Annotated in this window: 19 protein-coding genes and 1 riboswitch; of the genes, 9 read left to right on the forward strand and 10 right to left on the reverse strand. The window is 69.6% G+C overall.

All coding sequences use genetic code 11. The features are described from left to right. Positions 1 to 173 precede the first annotated feature (173 nt). The gene (locus ACFWPQ_RS40060) at positions 174 to 1,403 is read left to right on the forward strand and encodes an alpha/beta hydrolase (RefSeq protein ID WP_384046403.1); all 1,230 of its coding nucleotides are present in this window, start codon (positions 174 to 176) and stop codon (positions 1,401 to 1,403) included. On the opposite strand, the gene ACFWPQ_RS40065 is transcribed toward ACFWPQ_RS40060, so the two are convergent. From ACFWPQ_RS40065 to ACFWPQ_RS40110, 10 genes are all read right to left on the reverse strand, one after another. Further along, complete coding sequence (locus ACFWPQ_RS40065; RefSeq protein ID WP_089098632.1) at positions 1,312 to 1,971, reverse strand: trimeric intracellular cation channel family protein; 660 nt, start codon at positions 1,969 to 1,971, stop codon at positions 1,312 to 1,314. The two genes, ACFWPQ_RS40060 and ACFWPQ_RS40065, sit on opposite strands and share 92 nt — an antisense overlap. A gap of 47 nt (positions 1,972 to 2,018) precedes the next feature. Next, entirely contained in the window at positions 2,019 to 3,410 is a 1,392-nt protein-coding gene (locus tag ACFWPQ_RS40070; protein WP_384046406.1) for a M1 family metallopeptidase, read from the reverse strand. A 100-nt stretch (positions 3,411 to 3,510) separates the two neighbouring features. After that, positions 3,511 to 4,857, reverse strand: coding sequence for an ABC transporter ATP-binding protein (locus tag ACFWPQ_RS40075; RefSeq protein ID WP_384046409.1), 1,347 nt, complete (start codon positions 4,855 to 4,857; stop codon positions 3,511 to 3,513). Further along, complete coding sequence (locus ACFWPQ_RS40080; protein WP_384046412.1) at positions 4,854 to 5,945, reverse strand: ABC transporter ATP-binding protein; 1,092 nt, start codon at positions 5,943 to 5,945, stop codon at positions 4,854 to 4,856. The genes ACFWPQ_RS40075 and ACFWPQ_RS40080 overlap by 4 nt, the downstream gene beginning before the upstream one ends. Further along, the gene (locus tag ACFWPQ_RS40085) at positions 5,942 to 6,949 is read right to left on the reverse strand and encodes an ABC transporter permease (protein ID WP_384046415.1); all 1,008 of its coding nucleotides are present in this window, start codon (positions 6,947 to 6,949) and stop codon (positions 5,942 to 5,944) included. The genes ACFWPQ_RS40080 and ACFWPQ_RS40085 overlap by 4 nt, the downstream gene beginning before the upstream one ends. A gap of 72 nt (positions 6,950 to 7,021) precedes the next feature. Beyond that, positions 7,022 to 8,797: an ABC transporter substrate-binding protein gene (locus ACFWPQ_RS40090; RefSeq protein WP_384046417.1), complete on the reverse strand. Its 1,776-nt coding sequence runs from the start codon at positions 8,795 to 8,797 to the stop codon at positions 7,022 to 7,024. A 37-nt stretch (positions 8,798 to 8,834) separates the two neighbouring features. Next, positions 8,835 to 9,821 (reverse strand): ABC transporter permease, encoded by a 987-nt coding sequence (locus tag ACFWPQ_RS40095; RefSeq protein WP_384046419.1) that lies wholly within the window; start codon positions 9,819 to 9,821, stop codon positions 8,835 to 8,837. Positions 9,822 to 10,171: 350 nt separating this feature from the next. Further along, complete coding sequence (locus ACFWPQ_RS40100) at positions 10,172 to 10,969, reverse strand: enhanced serine sensitivity protein SseB C-terminal domain-containing protein (protein ID WP_384046422.1); 798 nt, start codon at positions 10,967 to 10,969, stop codon at positions 10,172 to 10,174. 185 nt (positions 10,970 to 11,154) lie between these two features. Continuing rightward, on the reverse strand, positions 11,155 to 11,946 hold the full coding sequence (locus ACFWPQ_RS40105) for an enhanced serine sensitivity protein SseB (protein ID WP_384046425.1): 792 nt from the start codon (positions 11,944 to 11,946) through the stop codon (positions 11,155 to 11,157). A 152-nt stretch (positions 11,947 to 12,098) separates the two neighbouring features. Continuing rightward, positions 12,099 to 12,767, reverse strand: a complete 669-nt coding sequence (locus ACFWPQ_RS40110) for an AAA family ATPase (protein ID WP_384046428.1) — start codon at positions 12,765 to 12,767, stop codon at positions 12,099 to 12,101. 200 nt (positions 12,768 to 12,967) lie between these two features. Next, positions 12,968 to 13,066, forward strand: a riboswitch (glycine riboswitch). Positions 13,067 to 13,224: 158 nt separating this feature from the next. Here ACFWPQ_RS40110 and gcvT point away from each other — a divergent pair. The 8 genes from gcvT (at position 13,225) to ACFWPQ_RS40150 (ending at position 22,330) form a co-directional block, all read left to right on the forward strand. Beyond that, positions 13,225 to 14,352: a glycine cleavage system aminomethyltransferase GcvT gene (gene gcvT, locus ACFWPQ_RS40115; RefSeq protein ID WP_384046430.1), complete on the forward strand. Its 1,128-nt coding sequence runs from the start codon at positions 13,225 to 13,227 to the stop codon at positions 14,350 to 14,352. A 98-nt stretch (positions 14,353 to 14,450) separates the two neighbouring features. After that, entirely contained in the window at positions 14,451 to 14,828 is a 378-nt protein-coding gene (gene gcvH / locus ACFWPQ_RS40120; RefSeq protein ID WP_351491106.1) for a glycine cleavage system protein GcvH, read from the forward strand. 39 nt (positions 14,829 to 14,867) lie between these two features. Then, complete coding sequence (glyA, locus tag ACFWPQ_RS40125; protein ID WP_384046433.1) at positions 14,868 to 16,130, forward strand: serine hydroxymethyltransferase; 1,263 nt, start codon at positions 14,868 to 14,870, stop codon at positions 16,128 to 16,130. Positions 16,131 to 16,186: 56 nt separating this feature from the next. Beyond that, positions 16,187 to 17,554 carry an L-serine ammonia-lyase gene (locus ACFWPQ_RS40130; protein WP_384046435.1) on the forward strand — a complete coding sequence of 456 codons (1,368 nt, stop codon included), beginning with the start codon at positions 16,187 to 16,189 and terminating at the stop codon, positions 17,552 to 17,554. Positions 17,555 to 18,678: 1,124 nt separating this feature from the next. Then, entirely contained in the window at positions 18,679 to 20,010 is a 1,332-nt protein-coding gene (gene glnT / locus ACFWPQ_RS40135) for a type III glutamate--ammonia ligase (RefSeq protein ID WP_384046438.1), read from the forward strand. A gap of 33 nt (positions 20,011 to 20,043) precedes the next feature. After that, positions 20,044 to 20,955 carry a glutamine amidotransferase gene (locus tag ACFWPQ_RS40140; RefSeq protein WP_384046441.1) on the forward strand — a complete coding sequence of 304 codons (912 nt, stop codon included), beginning with the start codon at positions 20,044 to 20,046 and terminating at the stop codon, positions 20,953 to 20,955. Then, a complete protein-coding gene (locus ACFWPQ_RS40145) occupies positions 20,952 to 21,644 on the forward strand; it encodes a glutamate synthase (RefSeq protein WP_384046444.1) in 693 nt (230 codons plus the stop codon). Before ACFWPQ_RS40140 ends, ACFWPQ_RS40145 begins: the two co-directional genes overlap by 4 nt. 11 nt (positions 21,645 to 21,655) lie before the next feature. Next, entirely contained in the window at positions 21,656 to 22,330 is a 675-nt protein-coding gene (locus ACFWPQ_RS40150; protein WP_384046447.1) for a glutamate synthase-related protein, read from the forward strand. Positions 22,331 to 22,351: the final 21 nt, after the last annotated feature.

A 22,351-nucleotide genomic window follows, 5' to 3' on the forward strand; every position in this document is an offset into this window, starting at 1 on the left:
CTTTTGTGATCTACGCACCAGCGGTCCGGCCACTCTCCGGTCGGCGTCCCGTCGGCGCCCCGCCGGCGTCCCACCGGTAAGGGATCCCTCCGCCGAGTGAGGTTCCGGCAATTTCTAGGTAAGTGTCCGGACACGTCCGTAACCCGGGGCCCGCGATTCCCCTCTATGGGGACATGAGCCTCACCGGGACTCCGTTCCTCTACACGACCGTCGTGCTGTCCGTGGTCGCCCTCATACTGCCGCTCGTCCTGTGGTCGAGGATGCGCGGGCCCAAGGCCGTGCGCGCCGCGGCCCGGGTCCTGATGCTGCTGTTCGCTCAGGCCACCGCGGTGACGCTGATCTTCGTGCTGGTCAACAACGAGAACAACCTGTACGACAACTGGGCCGACCTCCTCGGTACCGGCGACCACGTCCAGCAGGCCGCCAACCTCGGCCAGGACGGCACCGGCGGCATAGCGCTGAAACGGTTGCCCAAGGTGAAGCAGGCCTTCGCGGCGGCCGACGGACCGGGCATGCGCGCGGCCGGTGGGGTCGAGGTCACCCAGCTCAAGGGCCGGGTCTCGGGCGTCAACGCCGAGGTCTACGTCTGGCTGCCGCCCCAGTACCACGAGGCGAAGTACCGCAACCACCGGTTCCCGGTCGTGGAGCTGCTGCCGGGCTACCCCGGCTCGGCCAAGGCCTGGTTCGGCTCACTGAAGGTGACCGAGCAGCTGGAGCCGCTGATGAGGAGCGGCAGGGTCGCGCCCTTCATCCTGGTGGCGCCACGCACCAACCTGCTGGCCGGCGTGGACACCGGCTGCGCCAACATCCCGGGCACGGTCAACGCGGACAGCTGGCTCAGCATCGACGTGCCGAAGATGGTGACCGACAACTTCCGTGCCGCGGCCGCCCCCGCGAACTGGGCGGTGGCCGGCTACTCGGCGGGCGCGCACTGCGCGGTCAAACTGGCGGTCGCCCATCCGGACCGCTACCGGGCCGCGGTGAGCCTGTCCGGCTACAACGACCCGATCGGCGAACGCAACTCGCTCGCCGCGCAGAGCGTGGCCCTGCGCGAGCAGAACAACCCCTATCTGCTGCTGCGGAAGGCGGCCGCCCCGCCCCGGATCGCCCTCTACATGTCCGGCGAGTCCGGTGACGGCTACCAGGCCGGTGTGGCGCTGGAACAGATCGCCAAGGCACCGACCACCGTGCACGTGGTGTTCCTGCCGCGCAGCGCGGGCGGCCACAACATGGCGCTGTGGCGGCCCCAGGTGCCCACCGTCTTCGAGTGGCTCACGGTCAACATGGGCCAGAGCCACGTCAGGGCCGGGACTACTCCTCCCGAACCGTCGAGCGCCGGTTCCACGCACGCGGCGCTCGCCAGTGGTAGCGCATCGCGAGCAGGCGCAGTACGAAAGCGGTGACCACCGCGAGCCCGCTGGTGAAGGGGTTGAGCGCGTCGTAACGGATGCACAGCACCACCGTCGTCGCCCCGACGATCGCCGGGACCGCGTACAGGTCGCGGTCCCAGCGCAGCAGCGAGGGAACCTCGTTGGCGAGCACGTCCCGGAGCACGCCACCGCCGACCGCGGTGGCGAGCCCGAGGGCGGCGGAGGCGGTGAGGTTGAGGCCGTAGGAGTACGCCTTCGTGGTGCCGCTGACGGCGAACAGGCCGAGGCCGGCCGCGTCGAAGACCAGGACCGCCGACTGGATCCGCTCGACGTGCGGATGCAGGAAGAACACCACCAGGGCGGCGATCAGCGGGGTGATGAAGTACCCCAGGTCCGTGAAGGCGGCCGGGGGGACGGCCCCGATGATCACGTCCCGGAAGATCCCCCCGCCCAGCGCGGTGACCTCGGCCATCACTCCGATGCCGAAGACGTCGAAGTTCTTGCGGACGGCCAGCAGGGCGCCGGAGATGGCGAACACGAAGATGCCGATGACATCGAGGGTGTGCTGGACGGAGGGGGAGAAGAGTTGCTGGAGCTGCACCCTGACATTGTGTCCTGTCAGGGTGCATGAACCTTACAAACACAGGCCTACAGGGCAGGTTTCCCTGTGGTGAACAGCCAGGTCTGGAACAGGTCGTCCAGCTGCTGCCCGCTGATCCTCTCCGCGAGGCGGATGAAGTCGGCGGTGTCGGCGTTGCCGTAGCGGTGCAGCTTCGTCCAGGCCGGGAGCAGCTTGAAGAAGGCCGTGTCGCCGATGCGTTCGCGCAGCATCTGCAGGGTCATGGCGCCGCGCTGGTAGACGGCGGAGGCGAACATGGTGTCGCGCTGCGGGTCGGCGACGGTGATCTGCCAGAAGGGGTTGTCGGCGGCGCGGGCGTTGTAGCCGGCGAGGAAGGAGTCGTGCGCGGAGCGGGTCCCCTGGTGCTCCGCCCACAGCCACTGGGCGTAGGTGGCGAAGCCCTCGTTGAGCCAGATGTCCTTCCACTGCGCCACGCTCACCGAGTCGCCGAACCACTGGTGGGCCAGCTCGTGCACGATCGTCGTCTCGTTGCGCACCGCCGAGTAGGCCGGCTTGCTCTGCACCTCCAGCGAGAACCCGGCCTCCGGCATGTCGTCGACGATGGCCCCGGTCTCCTCGAAGGGGTAGGGCCCGAAGACCTGCGACCAGTAGTCGGTGGCGGCGGCGGTGACGGCGTACACGTCGACGTTGTTGCTGTTCGCGAGGACCGGGTCGATGGCGACGTAGATGGGGATGCCGGAGGGGGTCTTCCCGGTCTGCACGTCGAACTTCCCGATGGTGGCGGTGGCGAGGTAGGTCGCCATCGGCTTCGACTCGCGCCAGTGCGTGTACGTCGAGCCGCCCTTGTCGTACGTCGAGACCAGCCGGCCGTTGGAGACGCCGGTCAGGCCCTCGGGCGCCTTGATCCGGATGTCGTAGGTGGCCTTGTCGGCGGGGTGGTCGCTGGACGGGAACCAGGTGGAGGCGGCGTTGGGCTCGCAGGCGACGAAGACGCCGTCGGCGGTCTTCATCCAGCCGTAGTCGGAGCCGAACACGATGGGGCCGTTGAGGGGCTCGGGTATTCCGCCGTAGGTGACGGCGACGGTGAAGTCGCGGCCCTTGCGGAGCGCGTCCTTCGGGGTGACGGTGATCTCGTCTCCGGTGCGGGTGAACTGGGCGCGTCTGCCGTTCACTTCGACCTTCGTGACCTCCAGCTTCTGCAGGTCGAGGTCGAAGGCGGAGAGGTTCTGGGTGGCCCGGGCGGTGAGGGTGGTACGGCCGTCCAGGCGGCCGGTGTCCGGGGCGTAGGCCACGTCGAGGTCGTAGTGGCGGGCGTCGAAGCCGCCGTTGCCGAGCTGGGGGAAGTAGGGGTCGCCGATGCCGTCGGCGCCCGGGGTGGGGGCGGGGGCGGCCGCGATGACGAAGGAGGCGGCCGCCGCGGTTGCGACGGCCGCCAGACGTGCCGAACGGGAGAGGCGCATGAGTCGTCCCTTTCGAGCGTGCCGGTCAGTAGACGGACACGGTCGACTCTGCGCTCTCCCGTTAAGACATGTACATGACTTTGCAAAGTCGTGTCATGGGCTACTTGTCGGTTGGCTCCTGTGACTTCTGTGCCTCAGCTGTGGCGTCACCGGCCGCCGGCTCCTCGGAAGCCTCGGTCTCGGAGTCCTCGCCGTCCTGGGCCTCGGAGTCCTCGGCTTCGGGAGCAGCGGCTTCGGCAGCCTCGGCTTCGGAAGCAGCGGCTTCGGCAGCCTCGGCTTCCGCCTCGACCTCCGCGGCCACCGCCGCCGACGTCTCGGCCGACTCCTCCAGGACCGCCTCGCCCACCAGCTCCGAGGCCTCCTTCGCCGCGGTCAGCAGGACCGTGTCCTGCGGGGCCTGGTCGGCGAAGTTCTCCGGGTGGTGGCACGCGACCCGCTGGCCCGGGCGGAGTTCGAGGAGCGGCGGCTCGGTCGTCCTGCAGATCTCCGTCGCCTTCCAGCACCGCGTGTGGAAGCGGCAGCCGGACGGCGGCGCGATCGGCGACGGGACATCGCCACGGAGCAGGATGCGCTCGCTCTTCTGGCCCCGGCGCTTCGGGTCCGGCACCGGCACGGCCGACATCAGGGCCTTGGTGTACGGGTGCATCGGCGACTCGTACAGCTTGGTGCTGTCGGCGAGTTCGACGATCTTGCCCAGGTACATCACCGCGACCCGGTCCGAGACGTGCCGGACGACGGAGAGGTCGTGGGCGATGATGACGTAGGTCAGGCCCAGCTCCTCCTGGAGGTCGTCCATGAGGTTGACGACCTGCGCCTGGATCGAGACGTCCAGGGCGGAGACGGGCTCGTCGGCCACCACCAGCTTCGGCTTCAGGGCGAGCGCGCGGGCGATGCCGATGCGCTGGCGCTGACCGCCGGAGAACTCGTGCGGGTAGCGGTTGTAGTGCTCGGGGCTCAGGCCCACCAGCTCCAGGAGGCGCTGGACCTCCTTCTTGACCCCGCCCTCGGGCTCGACGCCCTGCAGCCGGAACGGCGCCGAGACGATGGAGCCGATGGTGTGCCGGGGGTTCAGGGAGCCGTACGGGTCCTGGAAGATCATCTGGATGTCGCGGCGCAGCGGACGCATCTTCGCGGTCGACAGGTGCGTGATGTCCTGCCCCTCGAAGGTGACCTTGCCGCCGGTCGGGTCCTGCAGGCGGGTGATGACCCGGCCCATGGTCGACTTGCCGCAGCCCGACTCGCCGACCACGCCCAGGGTCTCGCCCTTGCGCACCTCGAAGTCGATGCCGTCGACGGCCTTCACCGCGCCGACCTGCCGCTGCAGGATGCCCTTCTTGATCGGGAAGTGCTTCTCCAGGCCCTCGACCTTCAGCAGCACTTCACGATCCGACGAGGGCGACGCCTGCTGCGGGATGACGGCGTCATCGGTCTTGTTGGTCTCACTCACAGCTTCGGCGCAATCTCTTCGGTCCAGATCCGCGTCCGGTCCTCGGCCGAGAGGTGGCAGGCGGACCAGTGACCGCCGTCGACCTGCTGCAGCTCCGGGCGGACCGTGCGGGTGACATTCCCCTTGGGAAGGTCCGCGTACGGGCAGCGCGGGTGGAAGGCGCAGCCCGAGGGGACGTTGATGAGGCTCGGCGGCTGACCCTTGACCGGGATGAGCCGGTCGGAGGTCTCCCGGTCGATGCGCGGCATCGAACCCAGCAGACCCCAGGTGTAGGGGTGCTGCGGCTTCTCGAAGATCTCGTCGACCGGGCCGCGCTCCACGCACCGGCCGCCGTACATCACCAGGACGTCGTCGGCGATCTCGGCCACCACACCCAGGTCGTGGGTGATGAGGATGACCGCGGAGCCGAACTCCTTCTGCAGGTCCCGGATCAGGTCGAGGATCTGCGCCTGGACGGTGACGTCGAGGGCGGTGGTCGGCTCGTCCGCGATGAGCAGCTCGGGGTTGTTGACCAGGGCCATGGCGATCATGGCGCGCTGGCGCATACCGCCGGAGAACTCGTGCGGGTAGCCGTCGACACGCTTGGCGGGCTCGGGGATGCCGACCCGGTCGAGCATCTCGATGGCGCGGGCGCGGGCGACCTTCTTGCTGACGTTGTGGTGGACCCGGTACGCCTCGACGATCTGGTCGCCGATCTTGTAGTACGGGTGCATCGCGGACAGCGGGTCCTGGAAGATCATCGCCATCTCGCGGCCGCGCAGCCGGCGCACCTCGTCCGGGGACGCGTTCACCAGCTCCTTGCCGCCGAGCCAGATCTCGCCGGACATCTGCACGTTCTTGCCGCGCGCGCCGAGCCGGTGCAGGCCCATGATGGCCAGCGAGGTCACGGACTTGCCGGAGCCGGACTCGCCCACGATGGAGAGGGTCTTGCCCTTCTCCAGCGAGAAACTGAGGCCGTCGACCGACTTGACGATGCCGTCGTCGGTCGGGAAGTGCACCTTGAGGTCGCGGACTTCGAGGAAGGCGTCGGACGGGGCGGCCGGCGTGGGCTCGCCCACGGCGGCGCCGGTCTTGGAGAGTTCGGTCACGAGAGCCTCACCCGCGGGTCGGCGGCCGCGTAGAGCATGTCCACCAGGAGATTTGCGATGACGACGAAGAAGGCGGCGAGCAGGGTCACACCCAGGATGGGCGGCAGGTCGTTGTCGTCGATGGCCTGCACCGCGTACTGGCCGATGCCGTGCAGCGAGAACACGGTCTCGGTGATCACCGCGCCGCCGAGCAGCAGACCGAGGTCCATGCCGAAGACGGTGATGATCGGGGTGAGCGCGGCACGAAGTCCGTGCCGGACGACGACCTTGCGCTCGCGCAGGCCCTTGGCTCGGGCCGTGCGGATGTAGTCCTCGTTCATCGTCTCCAGCATGCCCGAGCGGGTGAGCCGCGCGTAGATGGCCGAATACAGGAGGGCGAGCGAGCACCAGGCGGGGATGAGGGTGTTGGCCCACTGCGCCGGGTTCTCCGTCAACGGGACGTACGTTCGGCCGAAGATCGGCCACTGATAGGTGAAGAGCAGGATCGCCAGGTTGCCCGTGAAGAACATGGGCAGCGAGACACCGGCGAGGGCCACACCCATGAAGGTGCGGTCGAAGAAGGAGCGCGGCTTCAGCGCGGAGACCACGCCGATCGCCACACCCGAGACCAGCCACAGGACGGCGGCACCGAGGGCCAGCGACAGGGTGACCGGCATCCGGGAGGTGAGCTGCGGCCAGACGGCCTGGTGGGTCTTGAAGGAGTAGCCGAAGCACGGCGCGTCGCAGTGCACCGTGGTGGGGCCCAGATCATAGGTGGCGCCGGAGACGATCCCCTTGATGAAGTGCCAGTACTGGACGTAGACGGGCTGGTCCAGACCGAGGTTGTGCTTGACCGCGACGATGTCCGCCTTCGACGGGCTCTTGCCGATGTACTGCTGCGCCAGCTGGTCGGCGGTCTGCCCGGCCAGACGTGGGAGCACGAAGAAGATCGCGAAGGTGACCGCGGAGACGACCAGCAGCAGGATCACCGCTGCGAGCGTCCGACGGAGGATGTACGAGATCACGGGGATCGGCGCTGGTGCCCGCGGGCCTTCCGGCCCGCGGGCACCAATGCCTTCACCTGCCTTCCGGGGCTGCTACTTCGACGCGACGCCGATGTTGAGGTAGTCGTACTCGCCGCTGAATGCCGCCGTGGAGACCAGGTTGGTGAAGGTGGTCGGGCGGGCCAGCAGGACCTTGAAGTAGGTCAACGGCACCAGGGCGGCGTCGTCCATGGTCTGCGCGTCGATCTGCTTGTAGATGCTGTTGCGCTCGGTGTCGTCCTGCGTACCGATCGCCTTGGCCAGCAGGGTGTTGACCGACTTGTTGTCGTACTGCGACAGGTTGGTGTTACCGGACTGGCTGATCGCCTGGCCGTTCAGGATCTGCTGCAGGAAGCCGTAGCCGGACGGCCAGTCGGCACCCCACTGCATCATCATCAGGCCGACGTTCTGCTTGTTGACGAAGTTCGGGACACCGGCGTAGTCGGTGAAGTACTTGCCCGACGGGTACTGCTTGAGGGTGGCGTTGATGCCCACCTTCTTCAGCGAGTTGATGATCGCCGTGGCGGCGTCGATCTCCGTCGGGCGGTCCGAGCGGGCCGTGATGTTGGTGTTGATCGACGTCTTGCCGCAGGCCTTCAGCTGCGCCTTGGCCTTGGCCACGTCACCCTTGTTGCCCGTGGTGGCGTAGACGTCGGCCTTCGAGTAGCCCGGGATGTCCGGCGGCAGCACCGTGGTGGCGACGTCACCGCGGATCGGGCCGCCCTCGGCGGTCTGCACCGAGACCTTGTCGATCGCGTACTCGACGGCCTTGCGGCAGGCGACGTTGTCGAACGGCTTCAGCTTGGTGTTGATCGCCATGTAGACCAGACGGCCACCGTAGGTGTTGTCCGTGTTGGCCTTCTTGGCGGAGTCGGTGAGCACCTGGGCCTGCGTGGCGGCCTGGACACCCGATCCGGCGAGGTCGATCGCGTCGCCGGCCAGGACGTCCTTGTCGATCGTCTCCGGGTTGACCTTCAGGTTGACGACGATCTTGTCCGGCAGCTGCTTGCGCAGCGGGTCGGTCTTCGCGTCCCAGTTCTTGTTGCGGACCAGCACGGCCTGCTTGCCGTCCTGGTAGCTCTGGAACTGGTACGAGCCGGAGGACACGATGTTCTTGACGTAGTCGACGCCGTTGTCCTTGGCCTGCGGGACCGGAGCCGTCTGCGGGGCCGAGACCAGGTAGTCGAACTCCTGGAAGGCCTGCTTCAGGTGGAAGACGATCGTGGTGTCGTCCGGGGTCTCGATGGACGCGAGGCCCTTGGCGCTCTTGTCCTTGTAGGGACCCTTGTACTTGTCGCCGCCGACCAGGAACTGCTGGAAGTAGTTCGGGCCGAGGGAGAGCACGTCACGCGCGAAGTTGGAGCGCTCCACGGCGTACTTCACGTCCTTGGACGTGATCACCGTGCCGTCCTGGTACTTCACGCCCGAACGCAGCTTGTACGTCCAGGTCTTGCCGCCGTCGCTGGAGACACCCTTGCTCGCCGCGAGGTCCGGGACCAGGGTGTTGCCCTTGGAACCGGGGCCGGGCTCGAACGTCATCAGCGGGCGGGCGTACAGCCGGCTGAAGTTGTACATGTACGCGTAGTACGTGTTACCGGGGTCGAACGAGTCCGGGACGTCGGACAGTTCGTAGGTGACCGTCCCGCCCTTCTTGTCGGACGCGTTGACGACACCCTTGGTAGCCGCGTTGGCCGCGGCGGAGCTGCCGCCACCGTTGCCGTCCTTGTTGTCATCGGCCTTGCTGCACCCTGCAACCAGCAGGGTGGCGGAGCCGATGGCCGCGATCGCGGCCAGCGCTGACCTTCGCATGATGGGTGGGTTCCCCTCCATTGTCGGAAACTTTTCGGGCTCTCGTTGACAGCAGGCGTCAGCGGCTGCGCGGGTCGAGAGCGTCGCGGAGACCGTCACCGAGCAGGTTGAACGCCAGCACGGTCACGAAGATGGCAAGGCCGGGCACGATCATGTACTCGGGATCGACCTGGTAGTACGTCACCGCTTCGCGGAGCATGCCGCCCCAGGAAGCCTGCGGGGGCTGGATGCCGACGCCGAGGAAGCTGAGGGACGCCTCGAAGAGGATGTTGGTCGGGATCAGCAGCGTCGAGTAGACGATGATCGGGCCGACCAGGTTGGGCATCAGCTCGCGGAACAGGATGTACGGGCCCCTGGCGCCCATGCCGCGGGAGGCGTCGACGAACTCGCGCTCCCGCAGGGCCAGGGTCTGGCCGCGGACGATCCGGCCCAGGTAGGGCCAGTTGAAGAAGCCGATGACGAAGATGAGCACGCTCAGGTGCAGCGGCAGTCCGTTCAGGCCGAACGCGCCGCCCTGCAGGGTGGCGGAGATGGCGATGGCGAACAGCAGGAGGGGGAAGGCGAGGAAGGTGTCCATCAGCCGGCTGATGATCGAGTCGACACGGCCGCCGTAGTAGCCGGCGACGACGCCCATGATCGCGCCGATCACGTTGGACAGGATGGTCGAGCCGAAGGCCACCACCAGCGACACCCAGGAGCCCTCGAGGATGCGGGTGGCGATGTCCCGGCCGAACTTCGGGTCCACGCCCAGCGGGTGGCTCAGGCTCATGCCGCCCCAGCCGCCGTTGGGCAGCGAGGTGTTGGCGTCGATGAGGTCCTGGTGGAAGGCGTTGGGGTCGAGACCGAACAGGGCCTGGATGGGACGGGCGAGGACCGCGACGAGGATCAGCAGCACGACAACGATGCCGCCCGCGACGGCGACCCGGTCCTTCTTGAACCGGGACCAGGCGATCTGCCCGAGGGAGCGACCCTCGATCTGCCGCTTACCGGCACCCTCCAGCACAGCCTCCGGCTGTGCCTCGGTGGTCTCGATCGGTGCGGTCACGGTGAGCGACCCCTCTCGCCGGCGGTGACCGGCCTACGCCAGCCGCGGATTGCGGCTTTGTCGACTTGCTCAATCACGAGGTTTAAACCTCGTGTCTGACTGGCGAGTCTTCAGCGTCGTCGCGATCACCCGCCAGATCTCGCGGAGAAAGTATGCGCAACCGTGATGCAGTCCGAGGGATTCCGTTATCCGAACAGTGGGTAACGCCCCCCGGACGCGGGCCAGTTGGGACATAACGCCGAATCCGGCCGGAACGGAACGTTCCACCGTCATCTACGCGCGGAGAAATGCGTTCGTTACGTAAAACCTGTGAATCCTCCCGACCGGTCCGGCGGGAGCGCCGCGTCGCGTCAGTAGGCGCCCTGGGCCGGCGGGTACCCGTACCCCGTCGCGGGCGCCGGCGGCAGCGCCGCGTGGGCCTCGCGGTCGTAGAACGGCCGTGCCGTCGCCCGCATCCACATCACGACCGGGTCGTACTCGTCGGTCATCGCCACCGTCGACACCGGCAGCCCGTCCGGCACCGCTCCGATCGACTGCTGCATCATCGCCCGCACCGAGTCCACGGCCGGCGGCGAGGTGTCGTACACGTCCAGGCCGATGGCGAGATACGGCGCCCCGAGGGCCGGCTGCACCCAGGCACGGCGCAGCGAGCGGACCGCGCGGGTGCGGTGGGCGTTCTGCGTGAGCAGGGCGTAGAACTGCGGGATCTCGATGGCCGGTTCGGCGAGCCGCAGCGGGCCGGCCGGCTGGCGGTCCAGGCCGGTGGCGATGCGGCGCAGGTCCAGCCAGGGGATGCCGACGCCGCCGCCCGGGGCGTGCGGGTTGAGCCAGAGGCCGAAGTGGTCGGGGTAGAGGGTGCGGGCCACGTCGACGCCGTCGACCACTTCGTACGAGCGGTTCCAGCCGCTCGCGGAGAGTTCCTGGGCCGAGGTCACGCAGGGGGCGTAGCCGTGGCCGTCGACCTCCATGTTCCCGTACTGGGCGTCGGGGGAGCCGGCCTGGCCGTGCCAGAGCAGCATCCAGATCTGGCCGGAGGAGGGCGTGGCGAGGGCGCGGAGGAGTGCCTCGTAGGCGTCGTAGCGCCCGGGGGTTACCTGGCGCAGCATGTGCTCGACCTGTCCGGTCGCCGCGGTGCCGCTGGCGCTCACGTGTTACCGCCCCTTCATCTGGTGCCCCGCGTATGGAGGGCCGCCCCGCGTTTGGAGACAGCTTATGCGCCAAGGGGAGTGGCGCCGGTTGTCCGTCGGCGAGTGCGGGTCGTCGGTGGCTTGTCGCGCAGTTCCCCGCGCCCCTGGGTTGGCTGCCCCTGGGTCGGCTGCGCAGGCAGGGGGCTTCAGTGGCCGTACTGGTAGAAGGGCCGGACGTTCTCCCGCATCCAGTGGCCCACCGGGTCGTCCGCCACGTCGAGGAGGACGAGGTTGACCGGCCACTTCACCGGGACCTGGCCCAGGGCCCTGCCCAGGGCCTCCAGGGGCGCGGCCCGCAGGTCGCCCTCCCACTGGGAGAGTTCGACCCCCACGAACATCACCGGTTCCGCCGTCTCGACCGCGGCCAGGCAGCGGCGGGCCGTGGCGACCACGCCGATCGCCGCGAACTCCGCCGACGCCGCGGCCAGGAAGTCCATCGGGTCGTCCTGCCAGTCCGGTTCGAAGAGGCGGACCCGGCCGCCCGAGGCGGGGCCGTCCAGTTCGGAGCGGCCGGAGCGGCAGAGCTGGGCGACCGCCTCCGGCGGCAGCGGGACGCCGACCACTCCCCCGGGGTTCACGGCGATGCCGACCTGCGGGGGCAGGCCGCGGGCGAACTCGACGGCCGGGGCGATCGTGTACGACAGATGGGAACCGGCCACCAGGCGGAACTGCTCCTCCGAGCTGAAGACCGGCACGTACACCTGGCCCTCGATCTGCGTGGTGGGCAGGTCCAGCGGGCCGCTGTGCGGGCCGCCGCCCTCCGGCAGCGGGATCCAAAGAAAGCTCCGGCCCAGTACCTCGATGAGCCGGCCCGCCGCCGCGGGCACGCCGAGGGAGGCCGACAGCACCTCCTCCAGTTCGTTGCCGGGCCACCCGCCGTGCGGGTGGGGGTGCGCCTGTGCCGGGAAGTCCGCGGGAATGTCCGCCGGGAAGTCCATCTGCCTACCGCCTGCTGGAAACCACTGCTGAGGCTGGAAAGGCTAGCGGGTGACACCGACAAAGCCACCCGTCGATGCGGAGTCCGCGGGCGATCCCGGCGTGCGCGGGCGGTCGTGGCCCGCGCGGGCGGCCTCGGCGCGCGCAGGCGATCTCAGCGCGCGAAGGCGATCCGGCGCAGGACGTCCGCCGCGTCCCGGTCGAGGAGCACCGCCGAGCCGACGCCTGCGGGCAGTTTGCCCTTCTCCGCCGCGCGCAGCAGCCGGCCGGCCGCCCTGCGGTGGCGCAGGAAGGCGTACCGGGAGACGCCCCGGCCGCGCTCGCGCTGGCCGTCCAGTGCCGTGCCGACCGTGACGTCCAGGAGGACCAGGTGCAGGGTGCCGCCGCGGCGGTGGGCCTCCCGGGCCAGCCAGTCGCGTACCCAGGCCTGCGTACCGCAGTCGTGCACGACCACGCCCTCGCCGGTGCCGAGGGCCCGGCGCAGCCCGGCGTAGTGGGCGAGGCGGACCAGCGGGCGGTAGAGGGCGTAGGGCAGGAGGCGGGCCAGGCGGGCGTCCCAGCGGTCGCGGGTGTCCTGGGAGTCGATGCGGATGCCCTGGACGGTGCGGTGCATCAGGGTCGACTTGCCGCTGCCGGGCAGCCCGGTCACCACCACCAGGTCACGCGGGCCGAAGAGCAGGCCGTGCGGGCTGTGCCCGGCGCGGTCGCGCAGGTCGCGGACGACCGGTGCGGGGAGCTCGCCGACCCGCTCGCGGGCCGGGGCCGTCGGCTGCTGGGGCAGGGCGATGCCCGTCGTCGTCGCGTATGCCGTGGTCCTTGTCACCGTGACCGTCCTCCCGGGGGGTTCAGGAAAGGTTCTCCCCGCTTAATGTAAAGAGAAGGTAATGCACGGTGTCTCGCGGTTCCGTGCGCGTCCGGCAACAGCCCGGCTACAAAGAGAGAGGACGCGGGGCGGGGCAGGCCGGTCTGCCATGCCGCCGGGCGGCGTGCAATGATGTCCGCGCCAACTGCATACCGGCCGCTTGAATCCGCGCGGGAGAGTCCCCAGCCGTCGTCGCTGGGGCGCCGAAGGAGCAAGTCCCTCCCTTGAATCTCTCAGGCCCCCGTTACCGCGCGGGCGAGGCACATCTGAAAAGCGGGCCGCTGTGTCAGTGGCTCCACCCAAGGTGCAAGCCGTGATCACCTCCGTGGTCAGGGCGAACCTCTCAGGTTCCGATGACAGATGGGGAGGACAGCCCTCGCCTGTCATGCCCTCGGGACCTCTGGGAGACGACCGACCGATGAGCAGTACCGATTCCGCCGCACCCCGCCGCACCGCGCTCGATGCCCTGCACCGCTCGCTCGGCGCGACCATGACCGACTTCGCCGGCTGGGACATGCCCCTGCGCTACGGCTCCGAGCGCGACGAGCACGTCGCGGTCCGGACCAGGGCCGGGCTCTTCGACCTCTCCCACATGGGCGAGATCACCGTGACCGGCCCGGACGCGGCCGCCCTGCTGAACCACGCCCTGGTGGGCAACATCGCCTCCGTCGGCGTGGGCCGCGCCCGCTACACCATGATCTGCCGGGCCGACGGCGGCATCCTGGACGACCTGATCGTCTACCGGCTGGCGGAGACCGAGTACCTCGTGGTCGCCAACGCCTCCAACGCCCAGGTCGTCCTCGACGCCCTGCAGGAGCGTTCCGCCGGGTTCGACGCCGAGGTCCGCGACGACCGCGACGCGTACGCGCTGATCGCCGTGCAGGGCCCGGAGTCGCCCGGGATCCTCAAGTCGCTCACCGACGCGGACCTGGACGGCCTGAAGTACTACGCCGGCCTGCCCGGCACCGTCGCCGGCGTCCCGGCGCTGATCGCCCGCACCGGCTACACCGGCGAGGACGGCTTCGAGCTGTTCGTGAAGCCGGAGCACGCGGTGGAGCTGTGGCAGGCGCTGACCGAGGCGGGTGCCCCGGTGGGCCTGGTGCCCTGCGGGCTGTCCTGCCGGGACACCCTCCGCCTGGAGGCGGGCATGCCGCTCTACGGGCACGAGCTGACCACGGAGCTCACCCCCTTCGACGCCGGGCTCGGCCGGGTGGTGAAGTTCGAGAAGGAGGGCGACTTCGTGGGGCGCGCGGCGCTCCGGGAGGCCGCCGACCGCGCCGCCTCCCGGCCGCCGCGGGTGCTCGTCGGCCTGGTCGCCGAGGGCCGCCGGGTACCGCGCGCCGGATACCCGGTCGTCGCCGGCGGCGAGGTGATCGGCGAGGTCACCTCGGGCGCCCCCTCCCCGACCCTGGGCAAGCCGATCGCCATGGCGTACGTCGACGCGGCGCACGCGGCGCCGGGCACGGCGGGCGTCGGCGTGGACATCCGGGGCAGCCACGAGCCGTACGAGGTCGTGGCACTGCCGTTCTACAAGCGCCAGAAGTAGCCACTGGACGTGACCCCGCGCACATCCCCGCAGGTCACGTACGTCTCCAGCCTTCCCCCCTTCACCAGCACTTCCTCGCGTACAGGAGAATTCAAGCCATGAGCAACCCCCAGCAGCTGCGTTACAGCAAGGAGCACGAGTGGCTGACGGCCGCCGAGGACGGCGTGGCGACGGTCGGCATCACGGAGCACGCGGCCAACGCGCTCGGTGACGTCGTCTTCGTCCAGCTCCCGGCGGTCGGCGACACGGTGACCGCGGGCGAGTCCTGTGGCGAGCTGGAGTCCACCAAGTCGGTGTCCGACCTGTACGCGCCGGTCACCGGTGAGATCACCGCGGTCAACGAGGACGTCGTCGACGACCCGTCCCTGGTGAACTCGGCCCCCTTCGAGGGCGGCTGGCTGTTCAAGGTGCGCGTCACGGACGAGCCGGGCGACCTGCTCTCCGCCGACGAGTACACCGCCTTCACCGCCGGCTGAGAGCCGCCGCAGACCCCGGCCTAGGAGTCGTAGAAACAGATGTCCGTTCTGAACACGCCCCTGCACGAGCTCGACCCCGAGGTAGCCGCCGCGGTCGACGCCGAGCTGGTGCGCCAGCAGTCCACCCTGGAGATGATCGCCTCGGAGAACTTCGCTCCGCTGGCGGTCATGGAGGCGCAGGGCTCGGTCCTCACCAACAAGTACGCCGAGGGCTACCCGGGCCGCCGCTACTACGGCGGCTGCGAGCACGTCGACGTCACCGAGCAGATCGCCATCGACCGGGTGAAGGAGCTGTTCGGCGCCGAGTACGCCAACGTGCAGCCGCACTCCGGTGCCTCCGCCAACCAGGCGGCCCTGTTCGCGCTGGCCCAGCCCGGGGACACCATCCTCGGCCTGGACCTCGCCCACGGCGGCCACCTGACCCACGGCATGCGCCTGAACTTCTCCGGCAAGCAGTTCGACGTCGTGGCCTACCACGTGGACGACTCCGGCCTGGTCGACATGGCCGAGGTGGAGCGGCTCGCCAAGGAGCACCGGCCGAAGGTGATCATCGCGGGCTGGTCGGCGTACCCGCGCCAGCTGGACTTCGCGGAGTTCCGCCGGATCGCCGACGAGGTCGAGGCGTACCTGTGGGTCGACATGGCCCACTTCGCCGGCCTGGTCGCCGCCGGTCTGCACGAGAACCCGGTGCCGTACGCCGACGTGGTCACCTCCACGACCCACAAGACGCTGGGCGGCCCGCGCGGCGGCATCATCCTGGCCCGCAAGGACTTCGCGAAGAAGCTGAACTCGTCCGTCTTCCCGGGCTTCCAGGGCGGTCCCCTGGAGCACGTGATCGCGGCGAAGGCGGTCTCGTTCAAGGTCGCCGCCTCGGAGGACTTCAAGGAGCGGCAGCGTCGTACGGTGGAGGGCGCGCGCATCCTGGCGGAGCGGCTCACCGCCGCCGACGCCCGCGAGGCCGGCGTGAACGTCCTCTCCGGTGGTACGGACGTCCACCTGATCCTCGTGGACCTGCGCGAGTCCGAGCTGGACGGGCAGCAGGCCGAGGACCGCCTCCACGAGGTCGGCATCACGGTCAACCGCAACGCCGTCCCCAACGACCCGCGGCCGCCGATGGTCACCTCGGGTCTGCGGATCGGCACCCCGGCGCTGGCCACCCGCGGTTTCACGGCCGAGGACTTCGCCGAGGTCGCGGACGTGATCGCCGAGACGCTGAAGCCGTCCTACGACGCGGCGGCCCTCAAGGCCCGGGTCGAGGCACTGACCGCGAAGCACCCGCTTTACCCCGGTCTGAACAAGTAGTTCCCTGGTGGGGGCACCCGACGACGTGTGCCCCCACCCTCTCTGGAGGAGTTCCCGTGGCCATCTCGGTCTTCGACCTGTTCTCGATCGGCATCGGCCCGTCGAGCTCCCACACCGTCGGCCCGATGCGCGCGGCCCGCATGTTCGCCCGCCGGCTCCGCAACGAGGCGCTGCTGGAGTCCGTCGCCTCGATACGCTGCGAGCTGTACGGCTCCCTCGGCGCGACCGGCCACGGCCACGGCACCCCGAAGGCGGTGCTGCTCGGCCTGGAGGGCGCCTCGCCGCGCACGGTGGACGTGGAGACGGCGGACGACCGCATCGAGGCGATCAAGGCCACGGGGCGCCTGTCCCTCCTCGGCGAGCACGAGATCGCGTTCTCCTTCGACAACGACCTGAAACTCCACCGCCGCAAGACGCTCCCCTACCACGCGAACGGCATGACCGTGTGGGCGTACGACGCGTCCGGCGCGGAGCTCCTCTCCAAGACGTACTACTCGGTCGGCGGCGGGTTCGTCGTCGACGAGGAGGCGGTCGGCGCGGACCGCATCAAGCTGGACGACACCGTCCTGAAGTACCCGTTCCGCACCGGCGACGAGCTGCTCCGCCTGACGCAGGAGACGGGTCTGTCGATCTCCGCGCTGATGCTGGAGAACGAGCGGGCCTGGCGCACCGAGGCCGAGATCCGCGAGGGCCTGCTGGACATCTGGGGGGTGATGCGGGCCTGTGTGTCCCGCGGCATGTCCCGGGAGGGCATCCTGCCGGGCGGGCTCCGGGTGAAGCGCCGGGCGGCCGTGACCGCCCGCCAGCTGCGCGCCGAGGGCGACCCGCTGGCGCACGCGATGGAGTGGATCACGCTCTACGCGATGGCCGTGAACGAGGAGAACGCGGCGGGCGGCCGCGTGGTCACCGCCCCCACGAACGGCGCGGCGGGCATCATCCCGGCGGTCCTGCACTACTACATCAACTTCGTGCCGGGCGCCGACGAGGACGGAGTGGTCCGCTTCCTCCTCGCCGCCGGCGCGATCGGCATGCTCTTCAAGGAGAACGCGTCCATCTCGGGCGCCGAGGTCGGCTGCCAGGGCGAGGTCGGCTCGGCCTGCTCGATGGCGGCGGGCGCCCTCGCCGAGGTCCTCGGCGGCTCCCCGGAACAGGTCGAGAACGCGGCCGAGATCGGCATGGAGCACAACCTCGGCCTCACCTGCGACCCGGTCGGCGGCCTGGTCCAGATCCCGTGCATCGAGCGCAACGGCATGGCCGCGGTCAAGGCGGTCACCGCGGCCCGCATGGCCATGCGCGGCGACGGCTCCCACAAGGTGTCCCTGGACAAGGTCATCAAGACCATGAAGGACACGGGCGCCGACATGAGCGTCAAGTACAAGGAGACGGCCCGGGGCGGGCTGGCGGTGAACATCATCGAGTGCTAGGGAAACCGGCCCTGCCCAGCGTGTTCGTGCCTTTCGGTGCTGTCGGGGCCTTCCCTTCTCACGCGGGGGAAAGTCCCCGGAAAGTCCCTGGGACAGACGTGAAAGTCCCTGCGAAGTCCCCGGGAAGTCCTCATGGAAAGAGCTCTTGACCTGCGGTTTCACAGCACGTGATCAACACCGGATACGCCGCCCACCGGCCACCGGACGTATCAAATCGGTCCCCTGAGTCCACTTGAGGGGATCATTCGATACATGGACGCTGCGGAAAACTCGCGCCTGCAACAGCGGCTGGCCGGCCTCTCCCCCACCTTCACGACGGCGCGGGCGCGTCAGGCCCTGCTCTCCCCCGCGATCTGGCGCACTCGGTCACAGAAGCGCGGATGGCCGAACTGTCCCGTGGGGTTGCACCGACGGGCAGACGCCCCGGAGGGGGCACAGACGCGGATCCACCGACCGTGTGCGCACGGACCCCTCGCGCCGTCGTGTGCGGTGAATCCGCCCTGGCCCTGCATGAGCTGGTCGACGACATCCTCGCGGCAGTACACATCGATCCCGTAAGCGTCGCCCGGACACAGGATCGCGCGCGGATCCCGACCGCGCTCGGCGAGGTCGCAGCCCGTGGTCCGGCTGTTCCTCACGTGTCAACCCTCGGGACGCATCGTCGTGCTTGATGACCACGGAGGATCCGAGCCCTGCGAGGGAATCGGCCACCCGTTTCCGCCCAAGCCACAGAGCCACCGACTCCCCATCCGAATAACAAAAGTCACCGTGTCGTGCCAGAAGTCCGTCGAGACGGCGTACGGCCTCCATCCGGTGGTCACTGTCGCCGGTAACCGGACCGGTGCGCTTGCCGCCATGGCGGCTTCCTCGCCCGCGGCAAGCCGCAGGGGCGGGGACATCGCCCCGGTGTGAGCCTCGCGACCTCGGCTCGGCGCGAGCCGAGGTCGACGACGGTGACTCGTCGCACGGCCGCCGCGACGCGCATCGACCGTGCGATCCGTAAGACCGGATCCGAGGCTCACGAGATTCGGACCTAACTGTTCCGAAACGAGGTCGAAACGTCTACTGTGTCTACTCTGCGGAGACGCTGATTCATTTCAGTGAACCTGACTTCAGGAGCCATGATGACCGACAACCTCGACCTGGCCGCCCTCTGCGAGGCCAGCGGCACCAAGTTCCTCCTGGCGCTCTTCGTCGACCTCAATGGCAAGCCGTGTGCCAAGCTCGTGCCTGTCGAGGCTGTCGACGAGCTGGCGACGGCGGGCGTCGGCTTCGCCGGGTACGCCGTCGGCGCGATCGGGCAGGAGCCCAAGGACCCCGACCTGATGGCGATCCCGGACGTCGCCTCCTTCACACCCGTCCCGTTCGTCAAGGAAGGCCTGGCGATCGTCCACTGCGACCCCCACGTGGAGGGCGAGCTGTGGCCTTTCGCCCCCCGCGTGATCCTCAAGCAGGTCGTCGCCAAGGCCGCCGCCGCCGGCTTCGCGCCCTACGCCGGCGCCGAGGTGGAGTACTTCCTCCTCAAACGCGACGCGGCGGGTGCCCTGGTCCCGGCGGACAGCGACGACGTCGCGGCCCAGCCGTGCTACGACGCGCGTGGCGTCACCCGGATGTATGACCACCTGACCTCGATCAGCACCGCGATGAACCAGCTCGGCTGGGGCAACTACGCCAACGACCACGAGGACGGCAACGGCCAGTTCGAGCAGAACTTCCAGTACGCCGACGCCCTGACGACGGCCGATCGAGTCGTCACCCTCCGCTACCTGCTGAGCGTGCTCGCCCAGGAGCGGGGCATGATCGCGACCTTCATGCCGAAGCCGTTCGCCAACCGCACCGGCTCCGGCCTTCACCTCCACCTCTCCCTGCGCGACACCGCGACCGACACCCCGGTCTTCCCGGCGAGCAGCGAGGGCGACGGGGACGCGGTCGGTCTGGGACTGTCGAAGACGGCGTACTCCTTCGTCGCCGGCATCCTGGAGCACGCGACCGCGCTGCAGGCGGTCATCGCACCGACGGTCAACTCCTACAAGCGGACCGGCGCGGTCGCCTCCAGTGCGAGCGGCGCGACCTGGGCGCCCAAACTGCCGACGTACGGCGGCAACGACCGGACCCACTACGTGCGCATCCCGGACAACCAGCGCATCGAGCTGCGCGGCGGCGACGGCTCGGCCAATCCGTATCTCGCCATCGCCGCGGCCGTGGACGCCGGCCTCGACGGCATCGCCAGCGGCCTCTCCCTCGGCGAGGTCGGCACCGGTCCCGAGACCCCCTTCCCGCTGACGCTGCTGCACGCCGTCGAGGCCTTCGAGGCCGACGACATCGTCAAGGGAACCCTCGACGTCGCGGGCCCGGGGGTCGCCGACTACTTCGCGAGCCTGAAGAAGGACGAGTTCTTCGCCTACCACGCTGCCGTCTCCGGCTGGGAGCACGACCGCTACCTCACCGCCTTCTGAGGCCCCGTCACCCCCGAGAAAGGGACTCAACACATGTGTGGAATCGTCGGGTTGCACCTGCGCAGCCCCGAGCTCTACTCCCGGCTCGGTGAGCTCCTCACCGGGATGCTGTGCGAGATGGAGGACCGCGGCGCTGATTCGGCCGGCATCGCCGTCTACGGCAACGAGGACTGGTCGCCGCGCGGCAGGGGCTCGGTCTCACTGATCGACATCGAGGTGTCCGGCGAGACGGTCGCCGCGGCGCTCGGCGCCGAGACCGGCACCGAGGTGACGGCCATCACCGTCGACAACGTGGTGCTCGCCAGCGCCGACGTCGACTCCGAGGTGCTGCTGTCCGCCGCGAGGAAGGCCTACCCGCACGTCCTCATCGGCGGCTTCGGCGAGGACCTCGCCGTCCTCAAGGGCGTCGGCGCCCCCCGGGCGCTGGCCGAGAGCTGGGGCCTTGCGAAGGTGCGGGGCTGGCAGGGCGTGGGCCATACCCGGATGGCGACCGAGTCGGCGGTCACGTCGTCGGGCGCGCACCCCTACGCCGTGGGCCCGGGCGAGTGCCTGGTACACAACGGCTCCTTCTCCAACCACGCCACGATCCGCCGCGACCTGCGGGCCGCCGGCGTCGCGTTCGACTCCGAGAACGACACCGAGGTCGGCGCCCGCTTCGTCGCGCACCGACTCGCGGACGGCAAGGGCGTCGACGAGGCGCTCACCGACCTGACCCGGACCTTCGACGGTTTCTACACCCTGCTGGTCTCCAACCGCGACAGCTTCGCGGTCGTCCGCGACGCCATCGCCTGCAAGCCGGCCGTCATCGCCGAGACCGACGACTGGGTGGCGATGGCGTCGGAGTACCGGGCCCTCGCCCACCTGCCCGGCGTCGAGAACGCCCGGATCTGGGAGCCCGAGCCCGAGGTCATCTACCACTGGAACCGTCAGGAGGTGTCGGCATGAGCTCCGCCGACGAGGCAGTACCCGCGTTCGACCTGAGCACCACGCCCCTGCGCGAGGTCAACCAGACGCTCCACGCCGCGGGCCTCGAAGGTGAGTACGTGATCGAGAACCCCCGCGGCGCCCACAACGTCGCCGTCGGCCTCGACGCGCCGGTCAAGGTCACCGTCAACGGTCACCTCGGCTACTACGCCGCCGGCATGAACCAGCAGGCCGAGGTCGTCATCAACGGCAACGCCGGCCAGGGCCTGGCCGAGAACATGATGAGCGGCACCGTCCATGTCACGGGCGCGGCCTCCCAGTCGGCCGGGGCCACCGGCCGCGGCGGTCTGCTCGTCATCGACGGCGACGCCGGCGCCCGCTGCGGCATCTCGATGAAGGGCATCGACATCGTCGTCGGCGGCGACGTCGGGCACATGAGCGCCTTCATGGCGCAGAAGGGCCGCCTGGTGGTCCGCGGGGACGCGGGGGACGCGCTCGGCGACTCGCTCTACGAGGCCCGCATCTACCTGCGCGGCACCGCCAAGTCGCTCGGGGCCGACTGCGTCGAGAAGGAGATGCGGACCGAGCACCTGGAGGAACTGGCAGGCCTGCTCAAGGCGGCCGGCTTCGAGGACGACGACCCGGCGTCGTACAAGCGCTACGGCTCGGCCCGCACTCTCTACCACTTCACCCACGAGAACGAGTACTGAGGCAGGATCCGATGACCCTCACCTCCGACGACCGGGCCCGGCTGGGCCTGCGCGAGTCCGCGACCTTCGACCGGGCCACCATCGCCGCGATCCAGCGTGCCGCCGAGACCGGCATCTACGACATCCGCGGCTGGGGCGCCAAACGCGCCCTGCCCCACTTCGACGACCTGCTCTTTCTCGGCGCCTCGGTGTCGCGCTACCCGCTGGAGGGCTACCGCGAGCGGTGCGGCACCGACGTGGTGCTGGGCGCGCGCAACGCCAGGTACCCTCTCCGGCTCGACATCCCGGTGACGATCGCCGGCATGAGCTTCGGGGCCCTCGGAGCCAACGCCAAGGAGGCCCTCGGCCGCGCGGCCTCGGCCACCGGCACCTCCACCACCACCGGCGACGGCGGCATGACCCCTGAGGAGCGCGGCCACTCCAAGACGCTGGTCTACCAGTACCTGCCCAACCGCTACGGCATGAACCCGGACGACCTGCGCCGTGCCGACGCCATCGAGATCGTCCTCGGCCAGGGCGCCAAGCCGGGCGGCGGCGGCATGCTGCTCGGCCAGAAGGTCTCCGAGCGGGTCGCGGGCATGCGGGACCTGCCCGCCGGCATCGACCAGGGGGCGGGGGCGCGCCCCCCCCACACCACCCGCCCCCCCAAGCCGACACACAATATCAAAAAGAAGAGAGCGACCTAGCACCTGGGTCTGCAGGAGATC

This window comes from Streptomyces sp. NPDC058464, from assembly GCF_042721035.1.
Lineage (GTDB): Bacteria > Actinomycetota > Actinomycetes > Streptomycetales > Streptomycetaceae > Streptomyces.